Annotated in this window: 23 protein-coding genes; 14 read left to right on the forward strand and 9 right to left on the reverse strand. The window is 69.2% G+C overall.

The features are described from left to right. Positions 1–44: 44 nt before the first annotated feature. Positions 45–1,130, forward strand: a complete 1,086-nt coding sequence (locus tag FBR43_RS10670; RefSeq protein WP_136943117.1) for a winged helix-turn-helix domain-containing protein — start codon at positions 45–47, stop codon at positions 1,128–1,130. Here FBR43_RS10670 and ada read toward each other — a convergent pair. Together ada and FBR43_RS10680 are read right to left on the reverse strand one after the other, a co-directional pair. Then, positions 1,073–2,119, reverse strand: coding sequence for a bifunctional DNA-binding transcriptional regulator/O6-methylguanine-DNA methyltransferase Ada (gene ada / locus FBR43_RS10675; RefSeq protein ID WP_136943118.1), 1,047 nt, complete (start codon positions 2,117–2,119; stop codon positions 1,073–1,075). The two genes, FBR43_RS10670 and ada, sit on opposite strands and share 58 nt — an antisense overlap. A 63-nt stretch (positions 2,120–2,182) precedes the next feature. Then, on the reverse strand, positions 2,183–3,112 hold the full coding sequence (locus FBR43_RS10680; protein ID WP_136943119.1) for a hypothetical protein: 930 nt from the start codon (positions 3,110–3,112) through the stop codon (positions 2,183–2,185). A 200-nt stretch (positions 3,113–3,312) separates the two neighbouring features. Between FBR43_RS10680 and FBR43_RS10685 the strand changes: the two genes are divergently transcribed. The 6 genes from FBR43_RS10685 (at position 3,313) to FBR43_RS10710 (ending at position 8,777) form a co-directional block, all read left to right on the forward strand. After that, on the forward strand, positions 3,313–3,867 hold the full coding sequence (locus FBR43_RS10685) for a F0F1 ATP synthase subunit delta (RefSeq protein ID WP_136943120.1): 555 nt from the start codon (positions 3,313–3,315) through the stop codon (positions 3,865–3,867). Positions 3,868–3,869: 2 nt separating this feature from the next. Then, complete coding sequence (gene atpA / locus FBR43_RS10690) at positions 3,870–5,399, forward strand: F0F1 ATP synthase subunit alpha (RefSeq protein ID WP_136943121.1); 1,530 nt, start codon at positions 3,870–3,872, stop codon at positions 5,397–5,399. Positions 5,400–5,505: 106 nt separating this feature from the next. Further along, complete coding sequence (locus FBR43_RS10695) at positions 5,506–6,384, forward strand: F0F1 ATP synthase subunit gamma (RefSeq protein ID WP_136943122.1); 879 nt, start codon at positions 5,506–5,508, stop codon at positions 6,382–6,384. Further along, positions 6,384–6,983, forward strand: a complete 600-nt coding sequence (locus tag FBR43_RS10700) for a hypothetical protein (RefSeq protein WP_136943123.1) — start codon at positions 6,384–6,386, stop codon at positions 6,981–6,983. The genes FBR43_RS10695 and FBR43_RS10700 overlap by 1 nt, the downstream gene beginning before the upstream one ends. A 19-nt stretch (positions 6,984–7,002) precedes the next feature. Next, positions 7,003–8,460, forward strand: a complete 1,458-nt coding sequence (gene atpD, locus FBR43_RS10705; protein ID WP_169542576.1) for a F0F1 ATP synthase subunit beta — start codon at positions 7,003–7,005, stop codon at positions 8,458–8,460. A 65-nt stretch (positions 8,461–8,525) separates the two neighbouring features. Beyond that, a complete protein-coding gene (locus FBR43_RS10710; protein WP_136943125.1) occupies positions 8,526–8,777 on the forward strand; it encodes an ATP synthase F1 subunit epsilon in 252 nt (83 codons plus the stop codon). A gap of 142 nt (positions 8,778–8,919) precedes the next feature. On the opposite strand, the gene rsmA is transcribed toward FBR43_RS10710, so the two are convergent. The 4 genes from rsmA to FBR43_RS10730 all read right to left on the reverse strand — a co-directional run bounded on the left by rsmA (position 8,920) and on the right by FBR43_RS10730 (position 14,484). Continuing rightward, positions 8,920–9,759 (reverse strand): 16S rRNA (adenine(1518)-N(6)/adenine(1519)-N(6))-dimethyltransferase RsmA, encoded by an 840-nt coding sequence (gene rsmA, locus FBR43_RS10715; protein ID WP_249276546.1) that lies wholly within the window; start codon positions 9,757–9,759, stop codon positions 8,920–8,922. Further along, a complete protein-coding gene (gene pdxA / locus FBR43_RS10720; RefSeq protein ID WP_136943126.1) occupies positions 9,756–10,766 on the reverse strand; it encodes a 4-hydroxythreonine-4-phosphate dehydrogenase PdxA in 1,011 nt (336 codons plus the stop codon). Before pdxA ends, rsmA begins: the two co-directional genes overlap by 4 nt. A gap of 22 nt (positions 10,767–10,788) precedes the next feature. Next, positions 10,789–12,144, reverse strand: a complete 1,356-nt coding sequence (locus FBR43_RS10725; protein ID WP_249276547.1) for a peptidylprolyl isomerase — start codon at positions 12,142–12,144, stop codon at positions 10,789–10,791. A gap of 84 nt (positions 12,145–12,228) precedes the next feature. Continuing rightward, positions 12,229–14,484, reverse strand: coding sequence for an LPS-assembly protein LptD (locus FBR43_RS10730; protein WP_394344028.1), 2,256 nt, complete (start codon positions 14,482–14,484; stop codon positions 12,229–12,231). 170 nt (positions 14,485–14,654) lie between these two features. Between FBR43_RS10730 and FBR43_RS10735 the strand changes: the two genes are divergently transcribed. From FBR43_RS10735 to ndk, 3 genes are all read left to right on the forward strand, one after another. Further along, positions 14,655–16,121 carry a leucyl aminopeptidase gene (locus tag FBR43_RS10735; protein WP_136943127.1) on the forward strand — a complete coding sequence of 489 codons (1,467 nt, stop codon included), beginning with the start codon at positions 14,655–14,657 and terminating at the stop codon, positions 16,119–16,121. Positions 16,122–16,144: 23 nt separating this feature from the next. Further along, positions 16,145–16,582, forward strand: a complete 438-nt coding sequence (locus tag FBR43_RS10740; protein WP_136943128.1) for a DNA polymerase III subunit chi — start codon at positions 16,145–16,147, stop codon at positions 16,580–16,582. Between the two features lie 107 nt (positions 16,583–16,689). Further along, a complete protein-coding gene (gene ndk, locus FBR43_RS10745) occupies positions 16,690–17,112 on the forward strand; it encodes a nucleoside-diphosphate kinase (protein ID WP_136943129.1) in 423 nt (140 codons plus the stop codon). 179 nt (positions 17,113–17,291) lie between these two features. Here the strand turns inward: ndk and FBR43_RS10750 are convergent, their stop codons facing one another. From FBR43_RS10750 to purM, 3 genes are read right to left on the reverse strand one after another with little or no spacing between them, the layout of a single operon-like run. Next, complete coding sequence (locus tag FBR43_RS10750) at positions 17,292–17,672, reverse strand: MmcQ/YjbR family DNA-binding protein (protein ID WP_136943130.1); 381 nt, start codon at positions 17,670–17,672, stop codon at positions 17,292–17,294. Beyond that, positions 17,672–18,238 carry a phosphoribosylglycinamide formyltransferase gene (purN, locus tag FBR43_RS10755; RefSeq protein ID WP_136943131.1) on the reverse strand — a complete coding sequence of 189 codons (567 nt, stop codon included), beginning with the start codon at positions 18,236–18,238 and terminating at the stop codon, positions 17,672–17,674. The genes FBR43_RS10750 and purN overlap by 1 nt, the downstream gene beginning before the upstream one ends. Beyond that, on the reverse strand, positions 18,231–19,337 hold the full coding sequence (gene purM, locus FBR43_RS10760; protein ID WP_136943132.1) for a phosphoribosylformylglycinamidine cyclo-ligase: 1,107 nt from the start codon (positions 19,335–19,337) through the stop codon (positions 18,231–18,233). The genes purN and purM overlap by 8 nt, the downstream gene beginning before the upstream one ends. A 62-nt stretch (positions 19,338–19,399) precedes the next feature. Between purM and FBR43_RS10765 the strand changes: the two genes are divergently transcribed. Genes FBR43_RS10765 through FBR43_RS10780 form a run of 4 tightly spaced genes read left to right on the forward strand, consistent with a single transcriptional unit; the run spans position 19,400 to position 24,952 of the window. Then, positions 19,400–20,659 (forward strand): heavy-metal-associated domain-containing protein, encoded by a 1,260-nt coding sequence (locus FBR43_RS10765; protein WP_249276548.1) that lies wholly within the window; start codon positions 19,400–19,402, stop codon positions 20,657–20,659. After that, entirely contained in the window at positions 20,656–21,294 is a 639-nt protein-coding gene (locus FBR43_RS10770) for a P-loop NTPase family protein (protein ID WP_136943133.1), read from the forward strand. Before FBR43_RS10765 ends, FBR43_RS10770 begins: the two co-directional genes overlap by 4 nt. Beyond that, positions 21,291–23,492: an RNA degradosome polyphosphate kinase gene (locus tag FBR43_RS10775; protein WP_136943134.1), complete on the forward strand. Its 2,202-nt coding sequence runs from the start codon at positions 21,291–21,293 to the stop codon at positions 23,490–23,492. Before FBR43_RS10770 ends, FBR43_RS10775 begins: the two co-directional genes overlap by 4 nt. Next, positions 23,489–24,952 (forward strand): Ppx/GppA family phosphatase, encoded by a 1,464-nt coding sequence (locus FBR43_RS10780; RefSeq protein WP_136943135.1) that lies wholly within the window; start codon positions 23,489–23,491, stop codon positions 24,950–24,952. Before FBR43_RS10775 ends, FBR43_RS10780 begins: the two co-directional genes overlap by 4 nt. Position 24,953: the final 1 nt, after the last annotated feature.

Here is a 24,953-nt window from a genome sequence, read left to right on the forward strand (position 1 = left end):
CCAGATCCATGAGCGGCATGAGGCGCAGGTGAGCAATTGCTGAAATGAGCGGTTCGGCGCTTTGCTTCGACGAGTTCCGGCTCGATCCCGAAGACCGGCGGCTCACGCGGCGGGGGGCGGCGGTCGAGCTCAATGCACGCTATCTCGACGTGCTGATCCTGCTGGTCGAGGCACGCGGCGAACTGGTGACCAAGCAGCGCTTCATGGACGAGGTGTGGCGCGGCGTGCCCGTGACCGACGAGGCGCTGACGCAGGCGATCCGCACGCTGCGCCGCGCGCTGGACGACGATGCCGCCGCACCGCGCTTCATCGCGACGGTGCCAAAGCATGGCTATCGCTTCGTCGCGCCCGTATCCGCCCAACCGATGCAGGCAGGGCCGCCGGGGGAGAGTCGCGACCCTGCGCCCCCGCGCCCGTCACTTGCCCGCGCTGTGATCGCCGGAAGCGCCGGCGCGGCGCTGGCCGGCGCGGTGGTGGGTGCGGCCTATGGTCTGATCGGCGCGGCGAGCGCGCGCGGCGGCGGCGGCGCGATTTCGGGCGTGCTGGTGCTCGCACTGGTGGCGACCCTCTCGGCAGCGGTGGCGGGCGGCGGCATCGCAGCGGGCATCGGCCTCGGCCGGCGTTTCGGCCCACGATCGCGGCTTGCCGCGTCGATCGACGGAGAACTTGGCGGACTGGCGACGGGGCTCGTCGCGCATCTGGTGGGCAAGGACGCCTTCGGGCTGCTGTTAGGCCGCGATATCGGCGGATTCGCGGGCGCTATCGAAGGCGTGATTGTCGGCGGCGCGGTTGGGCTGGCATTGACCGAGGCGCGGCGCTGGCTGCTGCGCGCGGCGATGCTGGGCGCGCTGGCGGGGCTTTCGATCGGCCTGATCGACGGACGGTTGATGGCGGGGAGCCTGGAAAGCCTGGTGCTTGCCTTTCCCGGCTCGCGCTTCGGCTTCGATGCACTGGGCGCGCTGTTCGGCGAGGACGGGCTCGGCCCGGTATCGCGGATCGTGACCGCCACGGTCGAGGGCGCGTTGTTCGTAGCGGCGATGGCATGGGGATGGCGGCGATTGGCCGAGCCCGGCTATTCCCCGGCCACGCCCTCGCGTCGGCGCAGTTCGGCCTTGATGTCGAGTCCGTAGGCATAGCCGCCGAGCGACCCGTCGCTGCGCGCGACGCGGTGGCAGGGGATGGCGACGGCAACGTGATTGGCGCCACATGCCGAACTCGCCGCGCGCACCGCGCCGGGCTTGCCGACGCGCGCGGCGAGTTCGGCATAGCTGATCGAGCTGCCCGGCGGGATCGCGCGGAGCGCCTGCCATATCGCTTCCTGGAACGCGGTCCCCTGCACGTCGAGCGGCAGGTCGCGGTCGCGCCCCGGCGCTTCGACTTCGGCCACTACGCGCGCGGCCAGCGCTGCCAGCGCCTCGTCGCCGGGGCGGATCTCGGCGTGGGGGAAGCGCACGGCGAGCGCGGCCGCGTCCTCGCCGAACGCCACGCGGCACAGCCCCCGCTCGGTCGCCGCGATCAGCAGCGGGCCGAGGCTGGTCTCGGCGATCGTCCAGCCGATCGTCACTCCCCTGCCCCCCGCCTTCCACGCCGAGGGCGTCATGCCGAGCCGCGCGCCCGTCTCGGCATAGAAGCGGCTGGGGGCCGAATAGCCCGCGGCATAGATGGCATCGCTCACGGCATTCTCCTCGTGCAGCAGCGCGGCGGCGCGCGCGGTGCGGTGCGCGCGGGCATAGGCGGCGGGCGTCACGCCGGTCGCGCGCTTGAACAGGCGGTGGAAATGGTGCGGCGCATAGCCGACACGCGCCGCCAGCCCTTCGAGCGACGGCGGCGCATCGGGCGCGGCCGAATCGAGGATGGCAAGCGCGGCATCGACGGCGGCACGATCGCGCGCGACGGCGTCGGGCAGACAGCGCATGCAGGCACGAAAGCCCGCATCGCGCGCGGCGGCGGCATCGGGATAGAAACGCATATGCTCGCGCAGCGGCCGCCGCGCGGGGCAGCTGGGCCGGCAATAGATGCCGGTGGTGACGACGGCGCCGACGAACCGCCCGTCGAACGCACGGTCGCGGCGTTCGAAGGCGGCCCAGGCAGCGGCGTCGGAGATGGCGGCGGACGACATGCCACGGCAATAGCGCGCATCCCGCCCCGCCGCATCCCGCGGCTTGCGTTCAAAGCGGCGCGATCATCCCTGCTGCTCGCGCAGCGCGGCGTCGGCGCGTGCGGCCATGGTGTTCTGCACGCGCGCGATCGCCTCGCGCACATCGCCCGCGCGCGGCTCGATCGCCTGCATCGCCACATACAGGTCGCGCGCCGCCTCCAGATCGTCGGCGGCCTCAGCGCACAGCGCGCGGTTGAACACGACCGAGGGATGGTTGGGCAGCGCCTGGTCGATCGCGTCGAACTCGGCGCACGATGCCGCCAGATCGCGCTGCGTCAGACGGATATTGGCCTTGAACCGGTCGCCGATCGCCTTGTCCATGCCCTTGCGGCCTTCGCGGAAGCGGATGCTCACGCGCTCGGCGCTGGGTGTCAGATCGTCGCGCACGACATTGGCGATCGTGCCGATGAGCGCGCGCACGCGGTCTTCCTCGCCCGGCATCTGCGCGGCGTCGCCGGGGCAGTGATCGGCCTGTTCGCGCTGCGGCATCGCCTCGGACCAGAGCACGCGGCCGTCGTCGCCGCCCGCCACGCGCAGTTCGGCGCGAAGCGCGATGATACGGCGGCGACAGTCGAGCTCGACATTGCCGCGCTTCTTGCAGTCGCTCTCGGTGCCCTCGATGCAGCGGTTGCGCTGGAGCTTGACGCGGGTCGTCTGCACGTCGGAGCTGATAAAGCCCTCGAGCGTCGCGTCGGCGGCCTCGCCGCCGCGGCGCCCCGCCATCACGTCGAAATGCGGGCGGCCATCGGCACCGGGCCGCGCCAGCGCGCGCTCGATCGCCATCGACAGCTGCATGCCGTCCTGCCCGCCGATGCGGCCGATCGCGAGCGAGCGCAGCATCGCCACGTCGCGCGCGGGTGCCGGCGCCTCGGCAACGAACGACACGGCTTCGGCCAGCACGGGCGCGGCCACGCACAGCGCCATCGCGGCGCACGATGCGGTGATGAATCGCATGATGGATATCTCCCCCTTTTGTCCCCGGCGCTTGTCTATCGCGGGCGCGCGGAGACGTGCAACCCGGACCGCGCCCGTGCCAGCACCCGGCTTGCGAAACCGCCGAGCCGATGCTAGCAGCCCGCCAACCCATCCGGGCCGCAGGCTTTGCGGCCCTCTTTGCGTATGGGGCCAACCCTAGTTTCCTACGAGGATCGCGCGTGGAGAATTCCGGCGGTATTCAGGCCAGCCTAAGCGGACGATACGCTACCGCGCTGTTCGATCTTGCGCGCGAGCAGCAGTCGATCGCGGCGGTCGAGTCGAGCCTCGGCACGGTGCGCCAGGCGCTGCGCGAGTCGGACGATTTTCGCGCGCTGACGACAAGCCCCTTGCTGGCGCGCGGCGCCGCGGCGAAGGCGGTGGCGGCGGTGGCGGAAACGCTCGGCCTTGACCCGCTGACGACGCGCTTTCTCGGCGTGCTCGCCGACAATCGCCGTCTGTCGCAGCTGCCCAAGGTCATCGCGGTATTCCGCACGCTCGCCGCGCAGCATCGCGGCGAGACCAGCGCCGAGGTCGTCTCGGCGCATCCGCTCACCGATGCGCAGGTCGATGCGCTGCGCCAGCAGCTGCGCGCGCGCGTCGGCCGCGACGTCAATATCGATCTGTCGGTCGATCCCGCGCTGCTGGGCGGGATGGTCGTGCGGATCGGCAGCCAGATGATCGATTCCTCGATCCGCACCCGCCTCAACTCCCTCGCACATGCCATGAAGGGCTGAAAATGGACATCCGCGCCGCAGAAATCTCGAAGGTCATCAAGGACCAGATCGCCAATTTCGGCACCGAGGCACAGGTCTCGGAAACCGGCCAGGTGCTGTCGGTCGGTGACGGCATCGCGCGCATCCACGGCCTCGACAACGTCCAGGCGGGCGAGATGGTCGAGTTCGCCAACGGCGTACAGGGCATGGCGCTCAACCTCGAGGCCGACAATGTCGGCGTCGTGATCTTCGGCTCGGACGCCGAGATCAAGGAAGGCGACACCGTCAAGCGCACGGGCACCATCGTCGACGTGCCGGTGGGCAAGGGCCTGCTCGGCCGCGTGGTCGACGGCCTGGGCAACCCGATCGACGGCAAGGGGCCGATCGTTTCGGACCAGCGCAGCCGCGTCGAGGTGAAGGCGCCCGGCATCATCCCGCGCAAGTCGGTGCACGAGCCGATGCAGACCGGCCTCAAGGCGCTCGACGCGCTGGTGCCGGTGGGCCGCGGCCAGCGCGAGCTCATCATCGGCGACCGCCAGACGGGCAAGACCGCCGTCGCGATCGACACCTTCATCAACCAGAAGGCCGCGAACGCCGGCGACGACGAGGGCAAGAAGCTCTACTGCATCTATGTCGCGGTTGGGCAGAAGCGTTCGACGGTGGCGCAGATCGTGCGCCAGCTCGAGGAATCGGGCGCGATGGAATATACCATCGTCGTCGCCGCCACGGCTTCGGAGCCTGCCCCCTTGCAGTTCCTTGCGCCCTATACCGGCTGCGCAATGGGCGAGTATTTCCGCGACAACGGCATGCATGCCGTGATCGTCTATGACGATTTGTCGAAGCAGGCCGTCGCCTATCGCCAGATGAGCCTTTTGCTTCGCCGCCCGCCGGGCCGCGAAGCCTATCCGGGCGACGTGTTCTACCTGCACAGTCGCCTGCTCGAGCGTGCGGCGAAGATGAACGACGCCGAGGGCGCCGGCAGCCTCACCGCGCTGCCGATCATCGAAACGCAGGCGGGCGACGTTTCGGCGTACATCCCGACCAACGTGATCTCGATCACCGACGGGCAGATCTTCCTCGAGACCGACCTGTTCTTCGCGGGCATCCGCCCGGCGATCAACGTCGGCCTGTCGGTGAGCCGCGTCGGCTCGGCCGCACAGACCAAGGCGATGAAGAAGGTCGCGGGTTCGATCAAATTGGAGCTTGCCCAGTATCGCGAGATGGCGGCGTTCGCGCAGTTCGGCTCGGACCTCGACGCCTCGACGCAGAAGCTCTTGAACCGCGGCGCGCGGCTGACCGAGCTGCTCAAGCAGGCACAGTTCCAGCCGATGCCCTTCGAAGAGCAGGTCGTCTCGATCTTCGCCGGCACCAACGGCTATCTCGACGCCGTCGCGACGACCGACGTGGTGCGCTACGAGCAGGCGATGCTGACCGAGATGCGCGCCAAGCACGCCGACGTGCTCGCCGCGATCCGCGACAGCAAGGACCTGAGCGACGACACCAAGGGCAAGCTCAAGGCGGCACTCGACGGCTTCGCCAAGACCTTCGCCTGACGAACAATTACCGTTCGCCCTGAGCCTGTCGAAGGGCTGCCTTTCTTCCGCGGAAGAAGAACAGGGCTTCGACAAGCTCAGCCCGAACGGGGATAGTGGAACCAACATGGCCTCTCTCAAGGCGCTCAAACTGCGGATCGGGTCGGTCAAGTCGACCCAGAAGATCACCAAGGCGATGAAGATGGTCGCCGCCGCCAAGCTGCGCCGCGCGCAGGAAGCGGCCGAGGCCGGCCGCCCCTATGCCGAGCGCCTTGAGGCGGTGGTGTCGAGCCTCGCCGCCAAGGTGGGCGGTGCCGACAATGCGCCGCTGCTGTTGAAGGGCACGGGCAAATCCGACGTACACCTGTTCGTCGTCGCCACCAGCGACAAGGGGCTGGCGGGCGCGTTCAACACCAACATCGCGCGGCTCGCGCGCCGGCGTGCCGACGAGCTCATCAAGCAGGGCAAGACCGTCCATTTCTACACGATCGGCAAGAAGGGCCGCGGCGTGCTCGCGCGGCTCTATCGCGACCGCATCGTCCATTCGGTCGAGCCGGGCGATCTGGGCAAGCTCAAGTTCGACGACGCACGCGGCTATGCCGAGGATCTGGTCGCGCGCTTCGAGGCGGGCGAGTTCGACGTCGCGCACCTGTTCTACGCCACGTTCAAGACCGTGCTGACGCAGGAGCCGACCGAGGTGCAGCTGCTGCCCGTGCCGGTGCCGCCTGCGGCCGCCGCCGATGCCGGTGGCGCGGTAGTGGAATATGAGCCCGACGAGGAATCGATCCTCGCCGATCTGCTGCCGCGCGCCATCGCCATCCAGCTCTACCGGGCGATGCGCGAGAATGCCGCATCGGAGCAGGGCAGCAAAATGACCGCGATGGACAATGCCACGCGCAACGCCGGCGACCTCATCAAGCGCCTGTCGATCGAATATAACCGCGCGCGTCAGGCCGCGATCACGACCGAGCTGGTCGAGATCATCTCGGGCGCCGAGGCGCTCTGATGCGCGCTGCGCTCCTTCTTGGCGTGGCGCTTGCGCTCGCGGGATGCGAGCGCACGCCGCCCGAGCCGACGGTGCTCGAGAACGAGGCCGCGCAGGCGGCGACCGCGGCGACGATGCGCGGCTGGGACCGTGCGTTCAACATGCCGGCCGAAGCAGTCGCCTTCGCCAACCAGTTCGGCTTCCGCGCCCCTACGTATGCCGCCGATGGCGATGGATCGTTCCTGTCGCAGGGCAACCCCATCACGCTGTCGCAGTCGGATGCCGAGAACCCCAATACCGGCGCGTTCGAGGTGGCGGGCAGCCGCGCCGACGTGGCCGAACGCTTCGTGTTCACGCTCGCGATCACCGATCCCGCCAACGCCGCGACCGCCAAACAGCGCTTTGCCGACGTCATCACTGGCTTCCTCTCGCAATACGAGATCGAGGACGATGGCGCGCTTGGCGCCGTGACGAACGAGCAGGATGCCGACGGCATGCTTGCCGGCACGCCGATGTCGGTCGCCGTGGCACCCGGCGACGACGATAGCCGAACCATCACCGTGACTTTCTCCCGCCCGGCGACTACGACGCCGGACATTCAGCCAGCCCAAGGACAGTGAGATGGCAACCGCGCCTGAAATGACCCGCCCGACCCAGGGCGCCACCAACAATGTCGGCCGTATCGCGCAAGTGATCGGCGCCGTCGTCGATGTGCAGTTCGACACGACGCTGCCCGCGATCCTCTCGGCGCTGGAGACCGACAACAACGGCAACCGCCTCGTGCTCGAAGTGGCGCAGCATCTGGGCGAAAACACCGTGCGCACGATCGCGATGGACGCGACCGAGGGCCTGACGCGCGGCCAGACGGTGACCGACACGGGCAACCAGATCCGCGTCCCCGTCGGCCCCAAGACGCTCGGCCGGATCATGAACGTCATCGGCGAGCCGATCGACGAGCGCGGCCCCGTCGGCCACACCGATACCGCCCCGATCCACGCCAAGGCCCCCGACTTCATCGACCAGTCGACCGAGGCCGCGATCCTCGTGACGGGCATCAAGGTGATCGACCTGCTCGCCCCCTATGCGCGCGGCGGCAAGATCGGCCTGTTCGGCGGCGCGGGCGTCGGCAAGACGGTGCTCATCCAGGAGCTCATCAACAACATCGCCAAGGGCCATGGCGGCGTTTCGGTATTCGCGGGCGTGGGTGAGCGCACGCGCGAGGGCAACGACCTGTACCACGAGTTCCTCGATGCCGGCGTCATCGCCAAGGACGAGGCGGGCAACGCAGTCTCCGAAGGATCGAAGGTGGCGCTGGTCTATGGCCAGATGAACGAGCCGCCGGGCGCCCGCGCGCGCGTGGCGCTTTCGGGCCTGACGATGGCGGAATATTTCCGCGACGTCGAAGGCCAGGACGTGCTGTTCTTCGTCGACAACATCTTCCGCTTTACCCAGGCGGGTTCGGAAGTGTCGGCGCTGCTCGGCCGCATTCCTTCGGCAGTGGGCTACCAGCCGACGCTTTCGACCGACATGGGCGCGTTGCAGGAGCGCATCACCTCGACCAACAAGGGCTCGATCACCTCGGTGCAGGCGATCTATGTGCCCGCCGACGACCTTACCGATCCGGCGCCGGCGACGTCGTTCGCGCACCTCGACGCGACGACCAACCTCAACCGTGCGATCTCGGAGCTCGGCATCTATCCCGCGGTCGACCCGCTCGATTCGGTCAGCCGCGTGCTCGAGCCGCGCATCGTCGGTCAGGAGCATTACGACACCGCGCGCGCCGTCCAGCAGACGCTCCAGAAGTACAAGAGCCTGCAGGACATCATCGCCATTCTCGGGATGGACGAGCTGTCGGAAGAGGACAAGCTGACGGTCAGCCGTGCGCGCAAGATCCAGCGCTTCCTCAGCCAGCCCTTCCACGTTGCCGAGGTGTTCACTGGTATCCCCGGCAAGTTCGTGCAGATTGAGGACACGATCAAGTCGTTCAAGGCGGTGGTGAACGGCGAGTATGACCACCTGCCCGAATCGGCCTTCTACATGGTCGGCGGCATCGACGAGGCCGTCGCCAAGGCACAGAAGATGGCGGCCGAGGCCTAAGGTTCGCGGTTCTCCTTCCCCTACCCTCTCCCCTGAAATGGGGAGAGGGCATTCAGGTCTGTCAGATGCTCCATTTCGAACTCGTCACGCCCGAAAAGCTGGTCCGCTCGGAGGACGTCCACATGGTGGTCGTCCCCGGCACCGAGGGTGATTTCGGCGTGCTCGAGGGCCATGCGCCGTTCATGTCGACGATCCGCGACGGCGAGTTGCAGGTGCACCGCAGCGCCGGCGGCGCGGTGGAAACGATCCGCATCGAAGGCGGCTTCGCCGAGGTAAACGCGCGCGGGCTGACGGTGCTGGCCGAAAAGGCCGAGTGAGGTACCGCTCCTTCCCGTTCGTCCCGAGCGCAGTCGAGGGGCTTTGTCGAGCGTAGCCGAGACTTGCTTCCTACGACCCTTGCCTGTGCCCGGCAAGGTGTCTCGACTTCGCTCGACACGAACGGGTTAGGTACGGTGTCCCCTACCTCGCCGCGTCGAGCACTTTCGCGATCGCACAGTAATCCCCCACCGACAGCGTTTCGGCACGCTGCGTAGCGTCGATCCCCAGTTCCTCGAGCGTGGCGAGTGCCCCGGGCATCCCCCTGAGGCTCGCGCGCAGCATCTTGCGGCGCTGGCCGAACGCTGCTGCGGTCAGCCGCTCGAGCGTCGCTAGGCGCACGCCCTCGGGCGGCTCAGCGGGTACGACATGCACCACCGCCGACATCACCTTGGGCGGCGGCGTGAACGCCGAGCGGTGCACGGGCATCGCGATGCGCGGCACGCTTCGCCACTGCGCGAGCACCGCCAGCCGACCATAGGCATCGCTGTCGGGCGCGGCGACGATGCGATCGGCCACTTCGCGCTGGAACATCAGCGTCAGGCTCTGCCACCAGGGCTGCCATTCGGCCGAGAGCCAGCTGACGAACAGCTGCGTGCCGACATTATAGGGTAGGTTCGCCACGACATGCGGGCGCCCCTCGAACAGCGCGGCATGATCGATCGCCAGCGCATCGCCTTCGATGACGCGCAGCGCCCCCGGCCATGCTTCTCCCAGCTCGGCGAGGGCGGGAATGCAGCGGCGGTCGCGTTCGATCGCGGTGACGCGCGCGCCCTCGGCAAGTAGCGCACGTGTTAGGCCGCCCGGGCCGGGGCCGATCTCGAGCACCTCGGAACCCGCCAGATCGCCGGGCACGCGCGCAATGCGGCCAAGCAGCTGCTGGTCGAACAGAAAATTCTGCCCCAGCGCCTTGCTCGCCGTCAGCCCGTGCGTGCGGATGACGTCACGCAGCGGCGGCAGCGGCGTCGCCGGCGGAAACGTCACTGCGCCCCCTGCTCGCGCGCATACGCCTGTCGCTGCTCGGCGGCGCTCGCGGCCATGCGGATCGCCGCGATCATCGCGCCCGGCTCGGCAATGTCGCGTCCCGCGATGCCGAAGGCGGTGCCGTGATCGGGCGAAGTACGCACGATCGGCAGCCCCAGCGTCATGTTGACGCCCTCGTCGAAATGCAGCGTCTTGATGGGGATGAGCGCCTGATCGTGATAGCAGCACAAAGCCGCATCATAGGTGGCGCGAGCGCGCGGATGGAACATCGTGTCGGCGGCAAGCGGCCCGACGGCGTCGATCCCCTCGTCGCACAGCTGCGCAATCGCGGGGACGAGGATATCGAGCTCCTCGCGACCGATCGCACCGTCCTCGCCGGCATGCGGATTGACGCCGGCGAAGGCGAGACGCGGTCGCTCGATGCCGAAATTGCGCGTCAGCCCGCGCGCGGTGACGCGCGCCTTGGCGAGCACAAGGTCGACCGAGAGCAGCCCGCTGACGGCGGCGAGCGGTACGTGCGTGGTGATCGGCACGACGCGCAGCGTGGGTCCGGCGAGCATCATCACCGCATTGTCGGGCGCGATGCCGCAGCGCTCGGCGATGAACTCGGTCTGGCCGGGATGGCGAAAACCGATGCGATAGAGCTCGACCTTCGAGACGGGCGCCGTCACCAGCGCGCGCGCCGCGCCCGATCGCGTCAGCCCTACCGCGAGCTCGAGCGCGTCGTGCGCGGCGCGGGCGCTTTCGCCATCGGGATGGCCAGGCTCGATCGCGCGGGCACCGCTGCCGCCGAATACGGGCAAGGCCTCGTCGAAGGCGGCGGCGGCGCGGGCGGGATCGTCGATCGGCGCGATCGGCCCCGACCACACGCGCGCGATGGCGCGGGCGTCGCCCACCGCGAAGAACGGCGCGAGCGCGTGCTGCTGCCGCGCGCTCCACGCCTTTGCCACGATTTCAGGACCGATACCCGCCGGATCGCCCAGTGCGACTGCCAGCGGGCGGATCATCGCCGCCTTGCTCCCGCGACGCTCACCGATAGTCCACGATCGCGTCGCGCCGCAGATCGCGCAGCATGCGCTGCGCGCGCAGGTTGACTCGCTCGCGCTCGAGCCCCGCCTGGATCTGGTCGGCCGAAGGCAGTGCGGCGCCTGCTGCGTCGTCGCGCCCGCACAGCACCAGCGCGCGGATGCCATCTTCGGGCGTACCGAAAGGCGGCGTCGACTGGCCGATCCGGAGATTGAGCATGATCTCCTGCAACTGCGGCGGCAAATCGCGCACGCGGATCGCGTCGTTGTCGACGACTTCGGCGCCGATCGACTGCGCGACCTTGTTGACGTCGCCGCAGCCCTGGATCGTCTGCGTGACGGCGGCGAACTGCTGCGCGCGCTCCTGCAGCTGCGTCTGGCTCAGTCCGCCGGGGAACTTCACCGAGATCTGGCGCAAGGCAAGCTGCGAGTCGCGCGGATCGGCGGTCAGCACCTGCCGGCGATCGACCATGTAGAGGATCGAGTAACCGCCCGGCACTTCGATCGGACCGGCGATCTGGCCGACCTGCATCTGCTGCGCGGCCTCGGCGAGCGGCGCCGGCAGCACCGCCGGGCGCACCCAGTCGAGATCGCCGTCGACCGCGCGCGTCGATGCTTCGGAAAAGGTACGCGCGAAATATTCGAAGGGCGCGCCGCCGCGCATCTGCTCGATCATCTTGGCGGCGTTGCCCGCCACCACCTGCGCGCGATCGGGCGTGGCAGAGAGGTAGATTTCCTTGAGGTGATATTCCTCGGTGCCCTTGGCCTGTTCAAGCCGCGCGATGATGGCGTTCACTTCCTCGTCGCCAACGCTGATGAACGGCTCGACGCGCCGGCGCAGCAGCCGCGTCCAGGCAAGCTCGCCCTCGATCTGGCGGCGCAGCGTGCGCTCGGACGAGCCGATCGAATCGAGAAAGGCGCTCATCTCGGCGGGCGAGCGCTGGAAGTTGCGCGCGACGCGCGCATAGCTCTGATCGATCTCGCCGGGCGTGACCTTGATGTCGTTGTTGGCGGCTTCCTGGATCTGGAGCGTCTCGTCGATGATCTGGCGGAGGATCTGCAGGCGCAACTGCTCGCGCTGCTCGGGCGGTACGGCGACGCCGCGTAGCCCGGTAACCATCTGGATACGGTGATCGATGTCGGTGCCGGTGATGACGGCATCGTTGACGATCGCGGTGGCGGTGCGGATGTTGGGATCGACCTTGCCGAGCACCTGCACATTCTCGGGCAGATCGAGGCCGGCGCCGGCGGGGGCGCCCTGCTGCGCCGCATCGGGCACGGTCTGCGCGGTCGCAAGGCCGGTGAACCCGGCCGCCATGCACGCGGCGATCGCCGCCCAGGGCAAACGCTTGTCCATCATCTTCAAATCCGAAACCCTCATATCGTGCACGCGCCGGCGATCGGCCGACGGGGTGCGCATAGAAACCGGTTGCTGAACCTCGCCTTAGCGCCCCAGATTGGTGAGCGCCAGCGTGAGCAGGAAGCTGTTGCCGCGCCGCGCATCGCCCGTGTCCTGATAATCGCGCCGCCACGTCACGCCAAGGCGAAGGCAATCATCCTCATATTGCACGCCCAGCCGGTGGCGGATCGGCTCAAACCCGTCGGACAGGCTGAGCGGGTCCTCGGCGGCATCGGTGAGGTCGACGATCGCCGAGCCGTGCAGCGACCAGAAATTGGCGAAGGCCACGCGCCCTCCGATGCGCGCCTCCTCGCGGTCGCGCAGATCCTCAAGCTCGGGGCCGATGTTGCGGTTGAGGCGCAGATAGCCGAGCGTCAGATAGCTGCGCCGCGATCCGATAGTGGCGTCCACCTCGTTGCGGCGCACGGCGAAACTGTCCTTGTCGAGCCGGTAGCGATGCGTGAAGCTCACGAGCTGGCGGAAGCGCACCTCGGTCCGGCCGACGAAGTCGGACCAGCGGTCGGTGAGGCCGGTGCCGTCGGGGAAGATCGAGGCGCGCTCGATCAGGCGATAGCTCTGACCGATATTGGCGCTGATCGCGATGCCCGGCAGATCGAGCGCGTAATCGAGGCCGTAGGTGAAGCGCGTCGAATCCTCGAACCGGTCGTAGCCGGGGAAGCGGTTGAGCGCGAACAGGTTCGAGTCTTCCAGATCGACGGCGCGCGCGTCTTCGTTGGGGATGTCGAGATTGCGGATGCGCGGGGCGGCCACCACCTGCACGCGCGGCGTGAAGCGCTGCGTGCCGCCGAACGCGGTGCCGATGAACGGCCATTTGACGTCGACCGCGACAGCGCCGATCGCGCGCGACGAGAAGCCCTCGCTGCCGCGATAGAGCGGCACCGTCGTCGCCAGCGTGTCCGACGTGTTGTAGATGTCGCCACGGCCGAAAGCGCTGAAGGTGACTTCCTGCCCCAGCGTGGTGATGCGGCGCAGCTCCCACAATGCCGAGGCGAAGGCGCGCTGCGTATCCTGCCCGCCGTCGCGCGCGATGCCGAGGCTGTTGAGTTGCAGCGTCACGCGTCCGCCGAGCAGCGGATCGTCGATCCGGCGGCGATAGTCGATCTCGGGCAACGCGACCGGCTGGACCTGCCCGGTATCGTCGAGCCGCAGCGACTGCACCGCCCAGCCGTTGATCGCGAAATAGCTGTCGCGGTCGATCCGCATCACCCCGACATTGCTGCGCAGCCGGTCGTCGCGGCTGATGTCGTAGCGCCTGAGGAAGGTGCGATCGGTGGTGAGCCGCACCGATGCGTGCGCCGACCATTCGGGGCTGAACTGCGCGCGTCCCGACGCATCGAGATAGCCGCGAAACGCATTCTCGCTCGACGGCACCAGCGTGGGATCGGTGAGCAGGTCGTCGCTGCGGCGGCTGTACGCGCCGTAGGCAGTTACGCGATACGCGCCCACGCTCTCCAGTGCGGCATAATCGACCTGGAGCATCGGCAGCGCATTGGTGAACAGGCGCGGCGTAATCGTGAGATCGCGGTTGGTGCCGAGATTGAAATGATAGGGCAGCGCGAACTCGAAGCCGTTGACGCGATCGATGCGGAACTCGGGCGCAAGCACGCCGGCGGCGCTGCGATCGCCCACCACATGGCTGAATACCGGCAGCGGCAGCGAAATGCCGAGGATGGTGACGCGCGCGCCGCGATAGCGGATGCGCTCGCGCGCCGGATCGTAGGTCACCTCGTCGGCGGTGATCTTCCAGCTCGGCTCCTTGGGGCAGCCCGCCGAATTGACGACCGAGCAGGGCGTGTAGGCGGCGCGCGTCACGCGGATGACGCCGCCCTCCTCGCGCACGCCGCGCTCGGCGGCCAGCCGCCCGCCCTGCTCGAGCACCACCAGCATGTTGCTGACGACGCCGTCGCGCAGGCTGTCGGTCAGCTCGATACGGTCGCCATAGGCTACATCGCCCTCGGGATTGGTGACGGCGATATTGCCCTCGGCGACGACCTGGCCGGTCCCCCGGTTCCACGTCACGCGATCGGCGCGCAGCCGCTGGCCCTGCCGCACGAGCCGCACGTCGCCGGTCGCCTCGACGGTCTCGCTATTGGTGTCGTATTCGAGCACGTCGGCGGAGAAGTCGATCGTGTCGGGATCGGCGGCCGGCGGCTGGCCCGGCGCCACGACCGGCGGCGGCAGCGGCGTCGCGCGGTCCTGCAGCTCCTGCGCGGCGGCCGCGCTGGCGAACGGCAGCATCAAAGGCAGCGCGGCGATACGCAACAGGGCCAGGCGCTTCACGGTTCGTACTTCCCCTTCAGCCGCGGCGCGCGCCGGCGGGCCGAACCCTATCGCACCGGGCGCGCCGGTGCGCAATCGCCGCAAGGCGTTGCCCCGCCCGGGTACGCCACCTAGATGGAGGCGGTCGCAGCGCACCCGCCGGGCGCGCCCAACCGGAGACCCTTGCCAGCATGAAGATCGCTTTCGCCGCGTCGCCCCCCGCCGATCCCGAATCGCGCGCCATCGCGGTGCCCAAGGGCGGCGCCCCGACGCTCGACGCGCTCGATGCAGGCACGCAGGCGCTGGTGCGCGGCGCAGCGGCGAGCGCGCGGTTCGAGGGCGAAGCCGGCAGCATCGCCGAGATTTTTGTGCCGCGCGAAGGCGGCGCGGGCCGCGTGCTGCTGCTGGGCACGGGCAGCGGCGACGAGAGCGACATGGAAAAGGCCGGGGGCGCACTCGCCGCTCGCTATCTGACCGCCGGCATCGCCGACATCGTGCTCGACGTGGCGCCCGCCGAGGCGACCGCCAAGGCGGTGGCACGGCTGGCGGGTGCCGCCGCGCAGCGCGCATGGCGCTTCGACGTCTATCGCACGACGCTGCCCGAGCGGCAGAAGCCGACGCTCGAGACGCTGACGATCACCGGTGCCCCCGATGGCACCGATGCTGCGTGGACCGATGCCGACGCGCTGACCGGGGGCCTCGAACTAACGCGCACGCTCGTCTCCGAGCCACCCAACATCCTCTACCCCGAAAGCTTCGTCGAGCGCTGTCGCGAGCTCGAGGCGATGGGCGTTACGCTCACCATCCTCGACGAAGCGGCGATGGCCGAGCTGGGCATGGGTGCGCTGCTGGGGGTCAGCCGGGGATCGGTGCGCGAGGCGCGCATCCTCGCGATGCACTGGAACGGCAAAGGGGGCGACGCCAAGCCCGATCTGGCGCTGGTCGGCAAGGGCGTGACCTTCGATACGGGCGGCATCTCGCTCAAGCCCGGCGCAGGCATGGAAGACATGAAGTGGGACATGGGCGGCGCCGGCGCGGTGGCGGGCGCGATGAAGGCGATCGCCGGGCGCAAGGCCAAGGCCAACGTCGTCGGCGTCGTCGGGCTGGTCGAGAACATGCCCGACGGCAACGCGCAGCGGCCGGGCGACGTCGTAACCTCGATGTCGGGCAAGACGATCGAGGTCATCAATACCGATGCCGAAGGGCGGCTGGTGCTGTGCGACGTCATCACGTGGGTGCAGCAGACCTACAGCCCCGGCACGATCGTCGACCTCGCGACGCTGACGGGGGCGATGATTATCGCGCTCGGCAACGAGCATGGCGGGCTGTTCGCCAATGACGACACGCTCGCCGACGAGCTGCTTGCCGCCTCGCGCGCCACGGGCGACGGGCTGTGGCGCTTCCCGCTCTCGCCCGCCTACGACAAGCTCATCGATTCGCCGATCGCCGACATGAAGAATGTCGGGCCGCGCGGCGCAGGCTCGATCACCGCGGCGCAGTTCATCCAGCGCTTCGTCGACGAGGGCGTGCGCTGGGCGCATCTCGACATCGCGGGCATGGTCTGGGCCGACAAGCCGGGCACCTGCTACAACAAGGGTGCGACGGGCTTCGGCGTGCGCCTGCTCGACCGGCTGGTGCGCGACCGCTTCGAGGGGTAGGCGCGCGAGCGGAGGGGCGAGCCATGCAGGTCGATTTCTACCAGTTGACGCTGCGCCCGCTCGAACGCGCTCTGCCGCAGATCGCCGAGAAGGTGCTGGCAGGCGGCACCCGGCTGCTGGTGGTCGCTGCCGATGCACGCCAGCGCGCCGCACTCGACCGAATGCTGTGGACCTATGCACCCGAGAGCTTCCTGCCGCACGGCCAGGCGGGCGGCGGCGACGAGGCGGCGCAGCCGGTGCTGATCGCCGAGCATCCCGTCGCCGCCAATGGCGCGACGATGATCGCGCTCGTCGACGGCGAGTGGCGCGACGCCGCACTCGGCTTCGACCGCGCCTTTCATTTCTTCGACGACGGCTCGATCGCGGCGGCGCGCGATGCGTGGAAGGCGCTGGCCGAACGCGAAGGCGTCGAGCGGCGCTACTGGAAGCAGACCGAGCGCGGCTGGGAACAGGCGGCGTAGGAGCGGAGCCGGCCCGGTCCCCCGCGCGGCTTGCATCGCCGCGCGCGCGAGACTAGGGGAGCGCCACTTTTCCAAGCCACCGCAAACCTGAAGGAGCCGCGACCGCCATGGCCGCCAACCGTACCTTTTCGATCATCAAGCCCGATGCCACGCGCCGCAACCTGACGGGCGCCGTCACCAAGATGCTCGAGGAAGCCGGCCTGCGCGTCGTCGCTTCGAAGCGCATTCAGATGACGCGCGAGCAGGCCGAGGGCTTTTACGGCGTCCACCGCGAGCGCCCCTTCTTCAACGACCTGGTCGAGTTCATGATCTCGGGCCCGGTGGTGGTGCAGGTGCTCGAAGGCGAGAACGCCGTGCAGCGCAACCGCGACATCATGGGCGCCACCAACCCCGCCAATGCCGAGCCGGGCACGATCCGCAAGGAACTGGCCGAATCGATCGAGGCCAATTCGGTGCACGGATCGGATTCGGACGAGAACGCCGCGATCGAGATCGCGTATTTCTTCAACGACGACGAAATCGTCGGCTGAATGCCAAGCGTCGCCCCAGCGAAAGCTGGGGTGACGAGTGAGGGTAAGTCTCCCCTCCCTGCAAGGGAGGGGTCGGGGGTGGGTCGGGTCCGGGTGGCACGGCGACCGCCGCGCACGACTGCGCAGTATCGCGAGCACGCCACCCACCCCCAGCCCCTCCCTTGCAGGGAGGGGAGTCTCTACCGCCCGCCGGCTTCAAGCAGCCGGCGCGGCGCGGCGAGTTCCCAGCTTCGCGCGATGCGATTCTCGACATGCGTCCAGTCGGTATCGTCCGCGCCGATCGCCATCGCGATCCAGCCCGACGGGCCGATATAGGCGGGCCACGAATAGAGCTCGGGCGCCTGCTCGATCAGCAGATCCTGCTCGTCGCGCCCACCCGTCTTCACGCACAGCACGGTCTGTCCGTCGCCATGATGATCGTGGCGGAAATAGGCGAACATCTTCCCCGCGACATGGAAGGCGGGGATGCCGTGCGAGACCTTCTCGCCCGTCTCGGGCAGCGCCAGCGCGGCCGCCCGGACGCGTGCCAGCGCACCGTCCGGCTCGACCGCGAGCGGCATCAGCGCGTCAGCCAGTGCGCGAGCGCCTGCGGATAGAGCTCGTGCTCGGCCTCGAGCACGCGCGCGGCGAGCGTCTCGGGCGTGTCGCCGGCTTCCACCGGCACTTCGGCGGTGCCGATGATGGGGCCGTCATCGACCTTGTCGGTCACGACGTGCACCGTGGCGCCTGCCACCTCGTCACCCGCCGCAATCGCCCTGGCGTGGGTGTCGAGCCCCGGATATTTGGGCAGCAGCGACGGGTGGATGTTGACGATCCGCCCCTGCCAGCGCGCGACGAACTCGGGCGACAGGATGCGCATGAAGCCCGCGAGCGCGATCGCTTCGACCTTCATGCCTTCGAGGGCTGCATGGATGCGATGCTCGAAGCCCTCGCGCCCGTCGTCGGCGCTGGTGGCGAAGGTGGGGATGCCGTTCTCGGTCGCCCAGTCGAGGCCGGGGGCGGCGGCATTGTCGCTCACCACCATGACGATGCTGTACGGGCTGTCCTCGGCCTGCGAGGCTGCGTGAAGGGCCTTGAGATTCGAACCGCGGCCCGAAATCATCACGCCGACGCGGCGCTTAACCATGATGTACGCTCTCCCAGGATTGGCGTGCCGACCAGGTGCCGGCACTGCCCGTGACACTACAGCCGCGTTCGCCGCCAGTGATGGCGCCGATGCGGAAGATGGTTTCGCCGGCGGCTTCGAGCTCGGCGGCGACGGCATCGGCATCGCCGGCGGCTACGATCGCCACCATGCCGATACCGCAGTTGAAGGTGCGCGCCATCTCCTCGGGCTCGATCGCGCCCTGCGCCTGCAGGAACGCCATCAGCCGGGGCTGCGGCCACGCATCGGCGCCGATATGGGCATGGCAGCCTTCGGGCAGCACGCGCGGGATATTCTCGAGCAGCCCGCCGCCGGTGATATGCGCCAAGCCACGGATGCGTCCCGCGCGCAGCAGCGGCAGCAGCGCGGCCACATAGATGCGCGTCGGCGCCATCAGCGCGTCGACCAGCAGCGTGTCGGCATCGAACAATGCCGGGCGATCGAGCTTCCAGCCCTTGTCGGCGGCAAGCCGGCGGACGAGCGAGAAGCCGTTCGAATGCACGCCCGACGAGGCGAGCCCAAGCACCACGTCGCTCGGCGCGATGGCCGCGCCGGTGAGCAGCCGGTCGCGCTCGACCGCGCCGACGCAGAAGCCGGCAAGGTCGTAATCGCCATCGGCATACATGCCAGGCATCTCGGCCGTCTCGCCGCCGATCAGCGCGCAGCCCGCCTGGCGGCACCCCTCAGCGATTCCCGCGATCACCCGCTCGGCGACGGCGTTGTCGAGTTTGCCGCTGGCATAATAGTCGAGGAAGAACAGTGGCTCGGCGCCCTGCACGATCAGGTCGTTGGCGCACATCGCCACCAGATCGATGCCCACGCCGTCATGCGCGTCATGCTCGATAGCGAGCTTGAGCTTGGTGCCGACGCCGTCATTGGCGGCGACCAGCAGCGGATCGGCGAAGCCGGCGGCCTTGAGGTCGAACACGCCGCCGAAGCCGCCCAGATCGGCATCGGCGCCCGGCCGCCGCGTCGCGCGGGCAAGCGGCGCGATGGCGCGCACCAGCGCATTGCCCGCCGCGATCGATACGCCTGCCTGCGCATAGGTGTAGGAGGCCGGAGCCTCGGCTTTGTCGTTCATTGGTGCGCCCTAGCCATATCCTCCTTGGATTTCCACGCCTGCTTCGCCAAAAGGGCGCGATCATGGCCCGTCCCCTTCGAACCCTGTTGATGCCCGCCGGGCTTGCGCTCGCCAGCCTTGCCGTGGCCGGCCTTGCGCTCGCGCAGGTCGATGGCAGCCGCGGCGCCGCGCCGATCGACAGTTCGGGCAGTTTCGAGGTGTCGGGCGTGTTCGTCGACGTAGCGGCCGGCAGCGCCGATGCCGCGCGGCAGGGCGGCTGGCGGCTGGCGCAGCGCAAGGGCTGGTCGATGCTGTCGCAGCGGTTGACGGGGCGACCGGGCAGCCTTTCCGATTCGGCGCTCGATTCGATCGTCACGGGCATCGTCGTCGAGAACGAGCAGATCGGCCCCAAACGCTATGTCGCGCGGCTGGGCGTCTTGTTCGATCGCGGGCGCGCGGGCGAGATACTGGGCGTGGCCGGCACGATGACGCGATCGCCGCCTCTCCTGACGGTGCCTATCGAATGGTCGGGCGGCGTGGGCGCGGCGTTCGAGGTGGCGACGCCGTGGCAGGCGGCATGGGCGCGCTTCCGCACGGGCAATTCGACCGTCGACTATGTCCGTCTCGCGGGCAGCGGCCCCGATTCGCTGCTGCTCAACGCCGCGCAGCAGGGCCGGCCGGGGCGCGGCTGGTGGCGCACGATCCTACAGCAATATGGCGCCGATGATGTCGTCTTCCCCGAAGTGCGGCTGTACCGCGAATGGCCCGGCGGCCCGGTGATCGGCGCGTTCCGCGCAGGCTATGGCCCCGACAATCGCGAGATCACGCGCTTCTCGCTGCGCGTCGAGAACAGCGACGGGCTGCCCGCGCTGCTCGATGCCGGCGTCGCGCGGATGGACGAGGCGTTCAGCCAGGCGCTGCGCAGCGGCATCTTGCGGCCCGACCGCCTGCTGAGCTTCGAGCCGCCGAGCGCCACGCCCGAAGCCGACACCCCGGCCGAAGGCGAGACCGAACTGCTCGACATCGAGGCGCTGGCGCCCACCGCGACGACGGGCAGCGTGAGCATCGACATCCAGTTCGATACGCCTTCGGTGGCGGCGGTTGCTTCGTCCGAATCGTCGGTGCGCGGCGTGCCCGGCGTGCGATCGGCGATCACCAGCAGCCTTGCGCTGGGCGGCGTATCGGTGATGCGCGTGACCTATGAGGGGAATGCGGCGGGGCTTGCCGCCGCGCTCGCGGCGCGCGGCTGGCAGGTGCAGGAAGGCGGCGGCACGCTGCGCATCCGGCGCGCGGGCGCGCCCACGCCGCCGCCCGCCGAAGCGGAGCCCGCGGAGGACGAATGAGCCAGCTTCGCCTGCCGCTCCAGCGCCGCGAGGGAGCACGCAGGGTCGAGTTCATCGTGGGCGATGCCAATCTGCGCGTCGTCCACGCGCTCGAACATTGGGGGACGTGGCCGGTGATGGCCGCGCTGCTGGTGGGGCCGCGCAAGTCGGGCCGCACGCTCTTGGCGCGGCTGTTCCGCAAGCAGACCGGCGGCGAAATCATCGACGATGCCGAGCGCGCGAGCGAAACCGCCATCTTCCACGCCTGGAACCTCGCCCAGGCCGATCGCCGGCCGCTGCTGATCGTCGCCGACGTGCCGCCGCCCGACTGGCGCGTGGCGCTGCCCGACCTGCGATCGCGGCTGGCGGCGACGCCGGTGCTGCGCATCGACGAGCCCGACGACGCGCTGTTCGCCGCGATCCTCGCCGACCAGTTCGATCGCCGCGAGCTCGACGCCCGCGCCGACGTGCTGGCATGGATCGCCCGACGGTCCGAACGAAACTATCTGACGCTCCAGCGCATTGTCGATGCGATCGAGGCGCAGGCTTATGAACGCGATACGCGCCGCATCTCGATCCCGCTGGCGCGCGCGGCCTTGCAAGCCGCGGGGCTGATGGTCCAGATGCCGCCCGAACCCGGCCGAGAGGAAGCATGACCCGCCCCGTCCGACCCAATTTCGACGCGATCGACGACGAGGCCGACGCGCACGTCGCGCCCGGCCGCTATTTCAATCGCGAGCTTTCGTGGCTGGCGTTCAACCGGCGCGTGATGGAGGAGGCGTGCAACGCCGCGCACCCGCTGCTCGAGCGGTTGCGCTTCCTGTCGATCTCGGGATCGAACCTCGACGAGTTCTTCATGGTCCGCGTTGCGGGGCTGAAGGGCCAGCAGATGCAGGATGTCGAGCGCCGCTCGATCGACGGGCTGACGCCGGGCCAGCAGCTCGCCGCGATCGTCGCCGACGCCGGCGACCTTGCCGACGCGCAACAGGCGGTGTGGCAGGACATCCGCCGCGATCTGGCTGCCGCGGGCATCCTGGTGTTCGACGAGACGACGATCGAGGACGACGCCGCCCAGGGCCTCGAACGGCATTTTCGCGAGCAGATCTTCCCCATCCTCACGCCCCAGGCGCTCGACCCCGCGCACCCCTTCCCGTTCATTCCCAACAAGGGATCGAGCGTGATCTTCGATCTGGTGCGGCTGGCCGACGGGCAGGCGGTGCGCGAGCTCGTGCTGCTGCCGCCGACGCTGCAACGCTTCGTGCGCGTGCCCGGCGAGCGCGCGCGCTACGTTACGCTCGAGGCGATGCTCAAGCGCTTCGCGCCGCTGATGTTCCCCGGCTACGCGATCAAGGCGGCGGCGGCGTTCCGCGTGCTGCGCGACAGCGACATCGAGCTCGAGGAGGAAGCCGAGGATCTGGTCCTCTACTTCCGCTCGGCGATCAAGCGGCGGCGGCGCGGGCGCGTCATCCGGCTCGAGATGGAGACGGGCATCGGCGCCGAGCTCGAAGCCGTGCTCAAGGAGGAGCTGGGCGGCAGCGACGCGATCCTCACCGAAACGGGCGGTTTCCTCGGCGTCGGCGATCTGTCGCAGCTGGTCGACGAGGACCGGCCCGACCTCAAGTTCCCGCCCTTCAGCCCGCGCTTTCCAGAGCGCATCCGCGAATATGGCGGCGACTGTTTCGCCGCGATCCGCGCCAAGGACATCGTCGTCCATCACCCGTATGAATCGTTCGACGTCGTGCTCGCTTTCCTGAAGCAGGCCGCCGCCGATCCCGATGTCGTGGCGATCAAGCAGACGCTCTACCGCGCGGGCAAGCAGTCGGCGGTTATCAACGCGCTGGTCGCCGCCGCCGAAGCGGGCAAGTCGGTGACGGCGGTGGTCGAGCTCAAGGCACGCTTCGACGAGGAGCAGAACCTGCTTTGGGCGTCGGCGCTCGAACGCGCGGGCGTGCAGGTGGTCTACGGCTTCATCGACTGGAAGACGCACGCCAAGATATCGATGGTGGTGCGCCGCGAGGCGGGCGAGTTTCGCACCTATTGCCACTTCGGCACGGGCAATTACCACCCGATCACCGCGCGCATCTATACCGATCTCAGCTTCTTCACCGCCGATCCCAAGCTTGGGCGCGATGCAGCACAGATCTTCAATTACATTACCGGCTATGTCGAGCCGGCGGCGCTCGAGCGGCTCTCGATCTCGCCGCGCTATCTGCGCGAGCGGCTGTGCGAGCTGGTCGATGCCGAGATCGCGCATGCGCGCGGGGGCAAGCCCGCATCGATCTGGGCGAAGATGAACAGCCTCGTCGACCCCGCGATCATCGAGAAGCTGTACGAGGCGAGCAACGCCGGGGTCGAGATCGACCTCGTCATCCGCGGCATCTGCTGCCTGAAGCCGGGCGTGGCGGGCATGTCCGATCATATCCGCGTGAAATCAGTGGTGGGGCGCTTCCTCGAGCACAGCCGCATCTGGGCGTTCGGCAACGGCAAGGCGCTGCCCAATGACGGCGCCAAACTCTACATTTCGTCGGCCGACTGGATGCCGCGCAACTTCGACCGACGCGTCGAATATATGCTGCCGATCCTCAACCCCACGGTGCACGACCAGGTTCTCGACCAGGTGATGGTCGCCAACCTGCTCGACACCGAACAGAGCTGGGATCTGCAGCCCGACGGCAGCTATGAGCGCGACGAACCGGGCACGCGGCCGTTCAACCTGCACCGCTATTTCATGACCAATCCGTCGCTGTCGGGGCGTGGAGCAGCGCTCACCACGCGCGATGCGGTGCCCAAATTGTCGCTCCGCCGGCGGCGCGTGGCCGCCCCTGCCCCCTCGAACGACCGCGACGGCGCGTGAGCGGGCGCGCGCGGCATCCGCGCTCGGCGATCATCGACATCGGCTCGAACTCGATCCGCCTCGTCGTGTATCAGGGGCCCGAACGGCTGCCCGCCACATTGTTCAACGAGAAGGTGATGGCGGGGCTCGGCCGCGGGCTGGCCGAGACGGGCGCGATCGAGGAGGCTGCTCTCGCCTCGGCATCGGTAGCGCTGGCGCGCTTCGCCGCCGTTGCCCGCGCGCTCGAGGTCGACCGGCTGCGCACCGTCGCCACCGCCGCGGTGCGCGACGCCTCGAACGGCCACGAGCTGATTGCACGGGCCGCCGATCTCGGCCTCACCGTCGAGCTCCTGTCGGGCGAGGACGAGGCGATGGCGGCGGGCATGGGCGTGCTCTCGGCGATCCCCGATGCCGACGGCATCGTCGGCGATCTGGGCGGCGGCAGCCTCGAGCTGGTGCGCGTGCGGCACGGCGCGGTCGAGGCGCGCGCGTCCTTCCCCTTCGGCGTGTTGCGTGTCGCGGCGATCCGTAGCGGAGGCAAGGGCGCGCTCGACCGGGCGATCGCGCGGGCGCTGCGCGAGGCCGGCTGGGAGGGCGCGGGCGCGGGCCTGCCATTGTATCTCGTCGGCGGATCGTGGCGCGCGCTGGCGCGGCTCGACATGTACCAGAACAGCTATCCGCTGCCCGTGCTGCAAGGCTATCCGATGTCGGGCGAGACGATCGCGCGGCTGATGCGCACCGTCGCGCAGATGGGCAAGAGCAAGCTGCGCGCGATCCCCAATCTGGGCGGCGGCCGCATCGCGACGCTGGCCGATGCCGGCGCGGTGCTCGCCTCGCTGCTGCGGCATCTGGGCAGCGAGACGACAATCGTCTCGGCCTTCGGGCTGCGCGAGGGGCTGTTGTACCAGGCACTCGACGACGAGACGCGCGCGCAGGACCCGCTGATCGTCGCCGCGCGCGACGAGGGCCGGCGGCTCGGCCGTTTCGCCGAGCATGGCGATCTGCTCGATCGCTGGATCGCGCCGCTGTTCGCGAGCGAGCCGCCCGCGCTGGCACGTCTGCGCCATGCCGCCTGCCTGCTCGCCGATGTCGGCTGGCTCGCCAATCCCGAGTTCCGCGCCGAACGCGGCATCGAAGTGGCGCTGCACGGCAACTGGGTCGCGATCGATGCGTTCGGCCGCGCGATGCTGGCGCAGGCGCTGTTCACCAGCCTGGGCGGCGGCGGCGCATCGCCCGATCCGCTGGCGCGGCTGGCCGATCCAGCCGCGTTGGAGGCAGCGATCAACTGGGGATATGCGATCCGGCTGGGCCAGCGGCTGAGCGGCGGCGTGGCCGGACCGCTCGACCGCAGCCGGCTGCGCCGCGACGGCGACCGGCTGGTGCTCGACATCGACCCGCCGGTGGCGGCACTCTATGGCGAGGCAGTCGAGCGGCGGCACAAGGCGCTTGCGGGCGCGCTGGGGCTGAGCGCGGCAACCTGAA

Source organism: Sphingomonas baiyangensis, assembly GCF_005144715.1.
Classification (GTDB): Bacteria; Pseudomonadota; Alphaproteobacteria; order Sphingomonadales; family Sphingomonadaceae; genus Sphingomonas; species Sphingomonas baiyangensis.

Coding starts and splice junctions, on each gene's coding strand:
- FBR43_RS10670 (WP_136943117.1), top strand. CDS start 45: ATGAGCGGTTCGGCGCTTTGCTTCGACGAGTTCCGGCTCGATCCCGAA.
- ada (WP_136943118.1), bottom strand. CDS start 2,119: ATGTCGTCCGCCGCCATCTCCGACGCCGCTGCCTGGGCCGCCTTCGAA.
- FBR43_RS10680 (WP_136943119.1), bottom strand. CDS start 3,112: ATGCGATTCATCACCGCATCGTGCGCCGCGATGGCGCTGTGCGTGGCC.
- atpA (WP_136943121.1), top strand. CDS start 3,870: ATGGACATCCGCGCCGCAGAAATCTCGAAGGTCATCAAGGACCAGATC.
- FBR43_RS10695 (WP_136943122.1), top strand. CDS start 5,506: ATGGCCTCTCTCAAGGCGCTCAAACTGCGGATCGGGTCGGTCAAGTCG.
- FBR43_RS10700 (WP_136943123.1), top strand. CDS start 6,384: ATGCGCGCTGCGCTCCTTCTTGGCGTGGCGCTTGCGCTCGCGGGATGC.
- atpD (WP_169542576.1), top strand. CDS start 7,003: ATGACCCGCCCGACCCAGGGCGCCACCAACAATGTCGGCCGTATCGCG.
- FBR43_RS10710 (WP_136943125.1), top strand. CDS start 8,526: ATGCTCCATTTCGAACTCGTCACGCCCGAAAAGCTGGTCCGCTCGGAG.
- pdxA (WP_136943126.1), bottom strand. CDS start 10,766: ATGATCCGCCCGCTGGCAGTCGCACTGGGCGATCCGGCGGGTATCGGT.
- FBR43_RS10725 (WP_249276547.1), bottom strand. CDS start 12,144: ATGATGGACAAGCGTTTGCCCTGGGCGGCGATCGCCGCGTGCATGGCG.
- FBR43_RS10735 (WP_136943127.1), top strand. CDS start 14,655: ATGAAGATCGCTTTCGCCGCGTCGCCCCCCGCCGATCCCGAATCGCGC.
- FBR43_RS10740 (WP_136943128.1), top strand. CDS start 16,145: ATGCAGGTCGATTTCTACCAGTTGACGCTGCGCCCGCTCGAACGCGCT.
- ndk (WP_136943129.1), top strand. CDS start 16,690: ATGGCCGCCAACCGTACCTTTTCGATCATCAAGCCCGATGCCACGCGC.
- FBR43_RS10750 (WP_136943130.1), bottom strand. CDS start 17,672: ATGCCGCTCGCGGTCGAGCCGGACGGTGCGCTGGCACGCGTCCGGGCG.
- purN (WP_136943131.1), bottom strand. CDS start 18,238: ATGGTTAAGCGCCGCGTCGGCGTGATGATTTCGGGCCGCGGTTCGAAT.
- purM (WP_136943132.1), bottom strand. CDS start 19,337: ATGAACGACAAAGCCGAGGCTCCGGCCTCCTACACCTATGCGCAGGCA.
- FBR43_RS10765 (WP_249276548.1), top strand. CDS start 19,400: ATGGCCCGTCCCCTTCGAACCCTGTTGATGCCCGCCGGGCTTGCGCTC.
- FBR43_RS10770 (WP_136943133.1), top strand. CDS start 20,656: ATGAGCCAGCTTCGCCTGCCGCTCCAGCGCCGCGAGGGAGCACGCAGG.
- FBR43_RS10775 (WP_136943134.1), top strand. CDS start 21,291: ATGACCCGCCCCGTCCGACCCAATTTCGACGCGATCGACGACGAGGCC.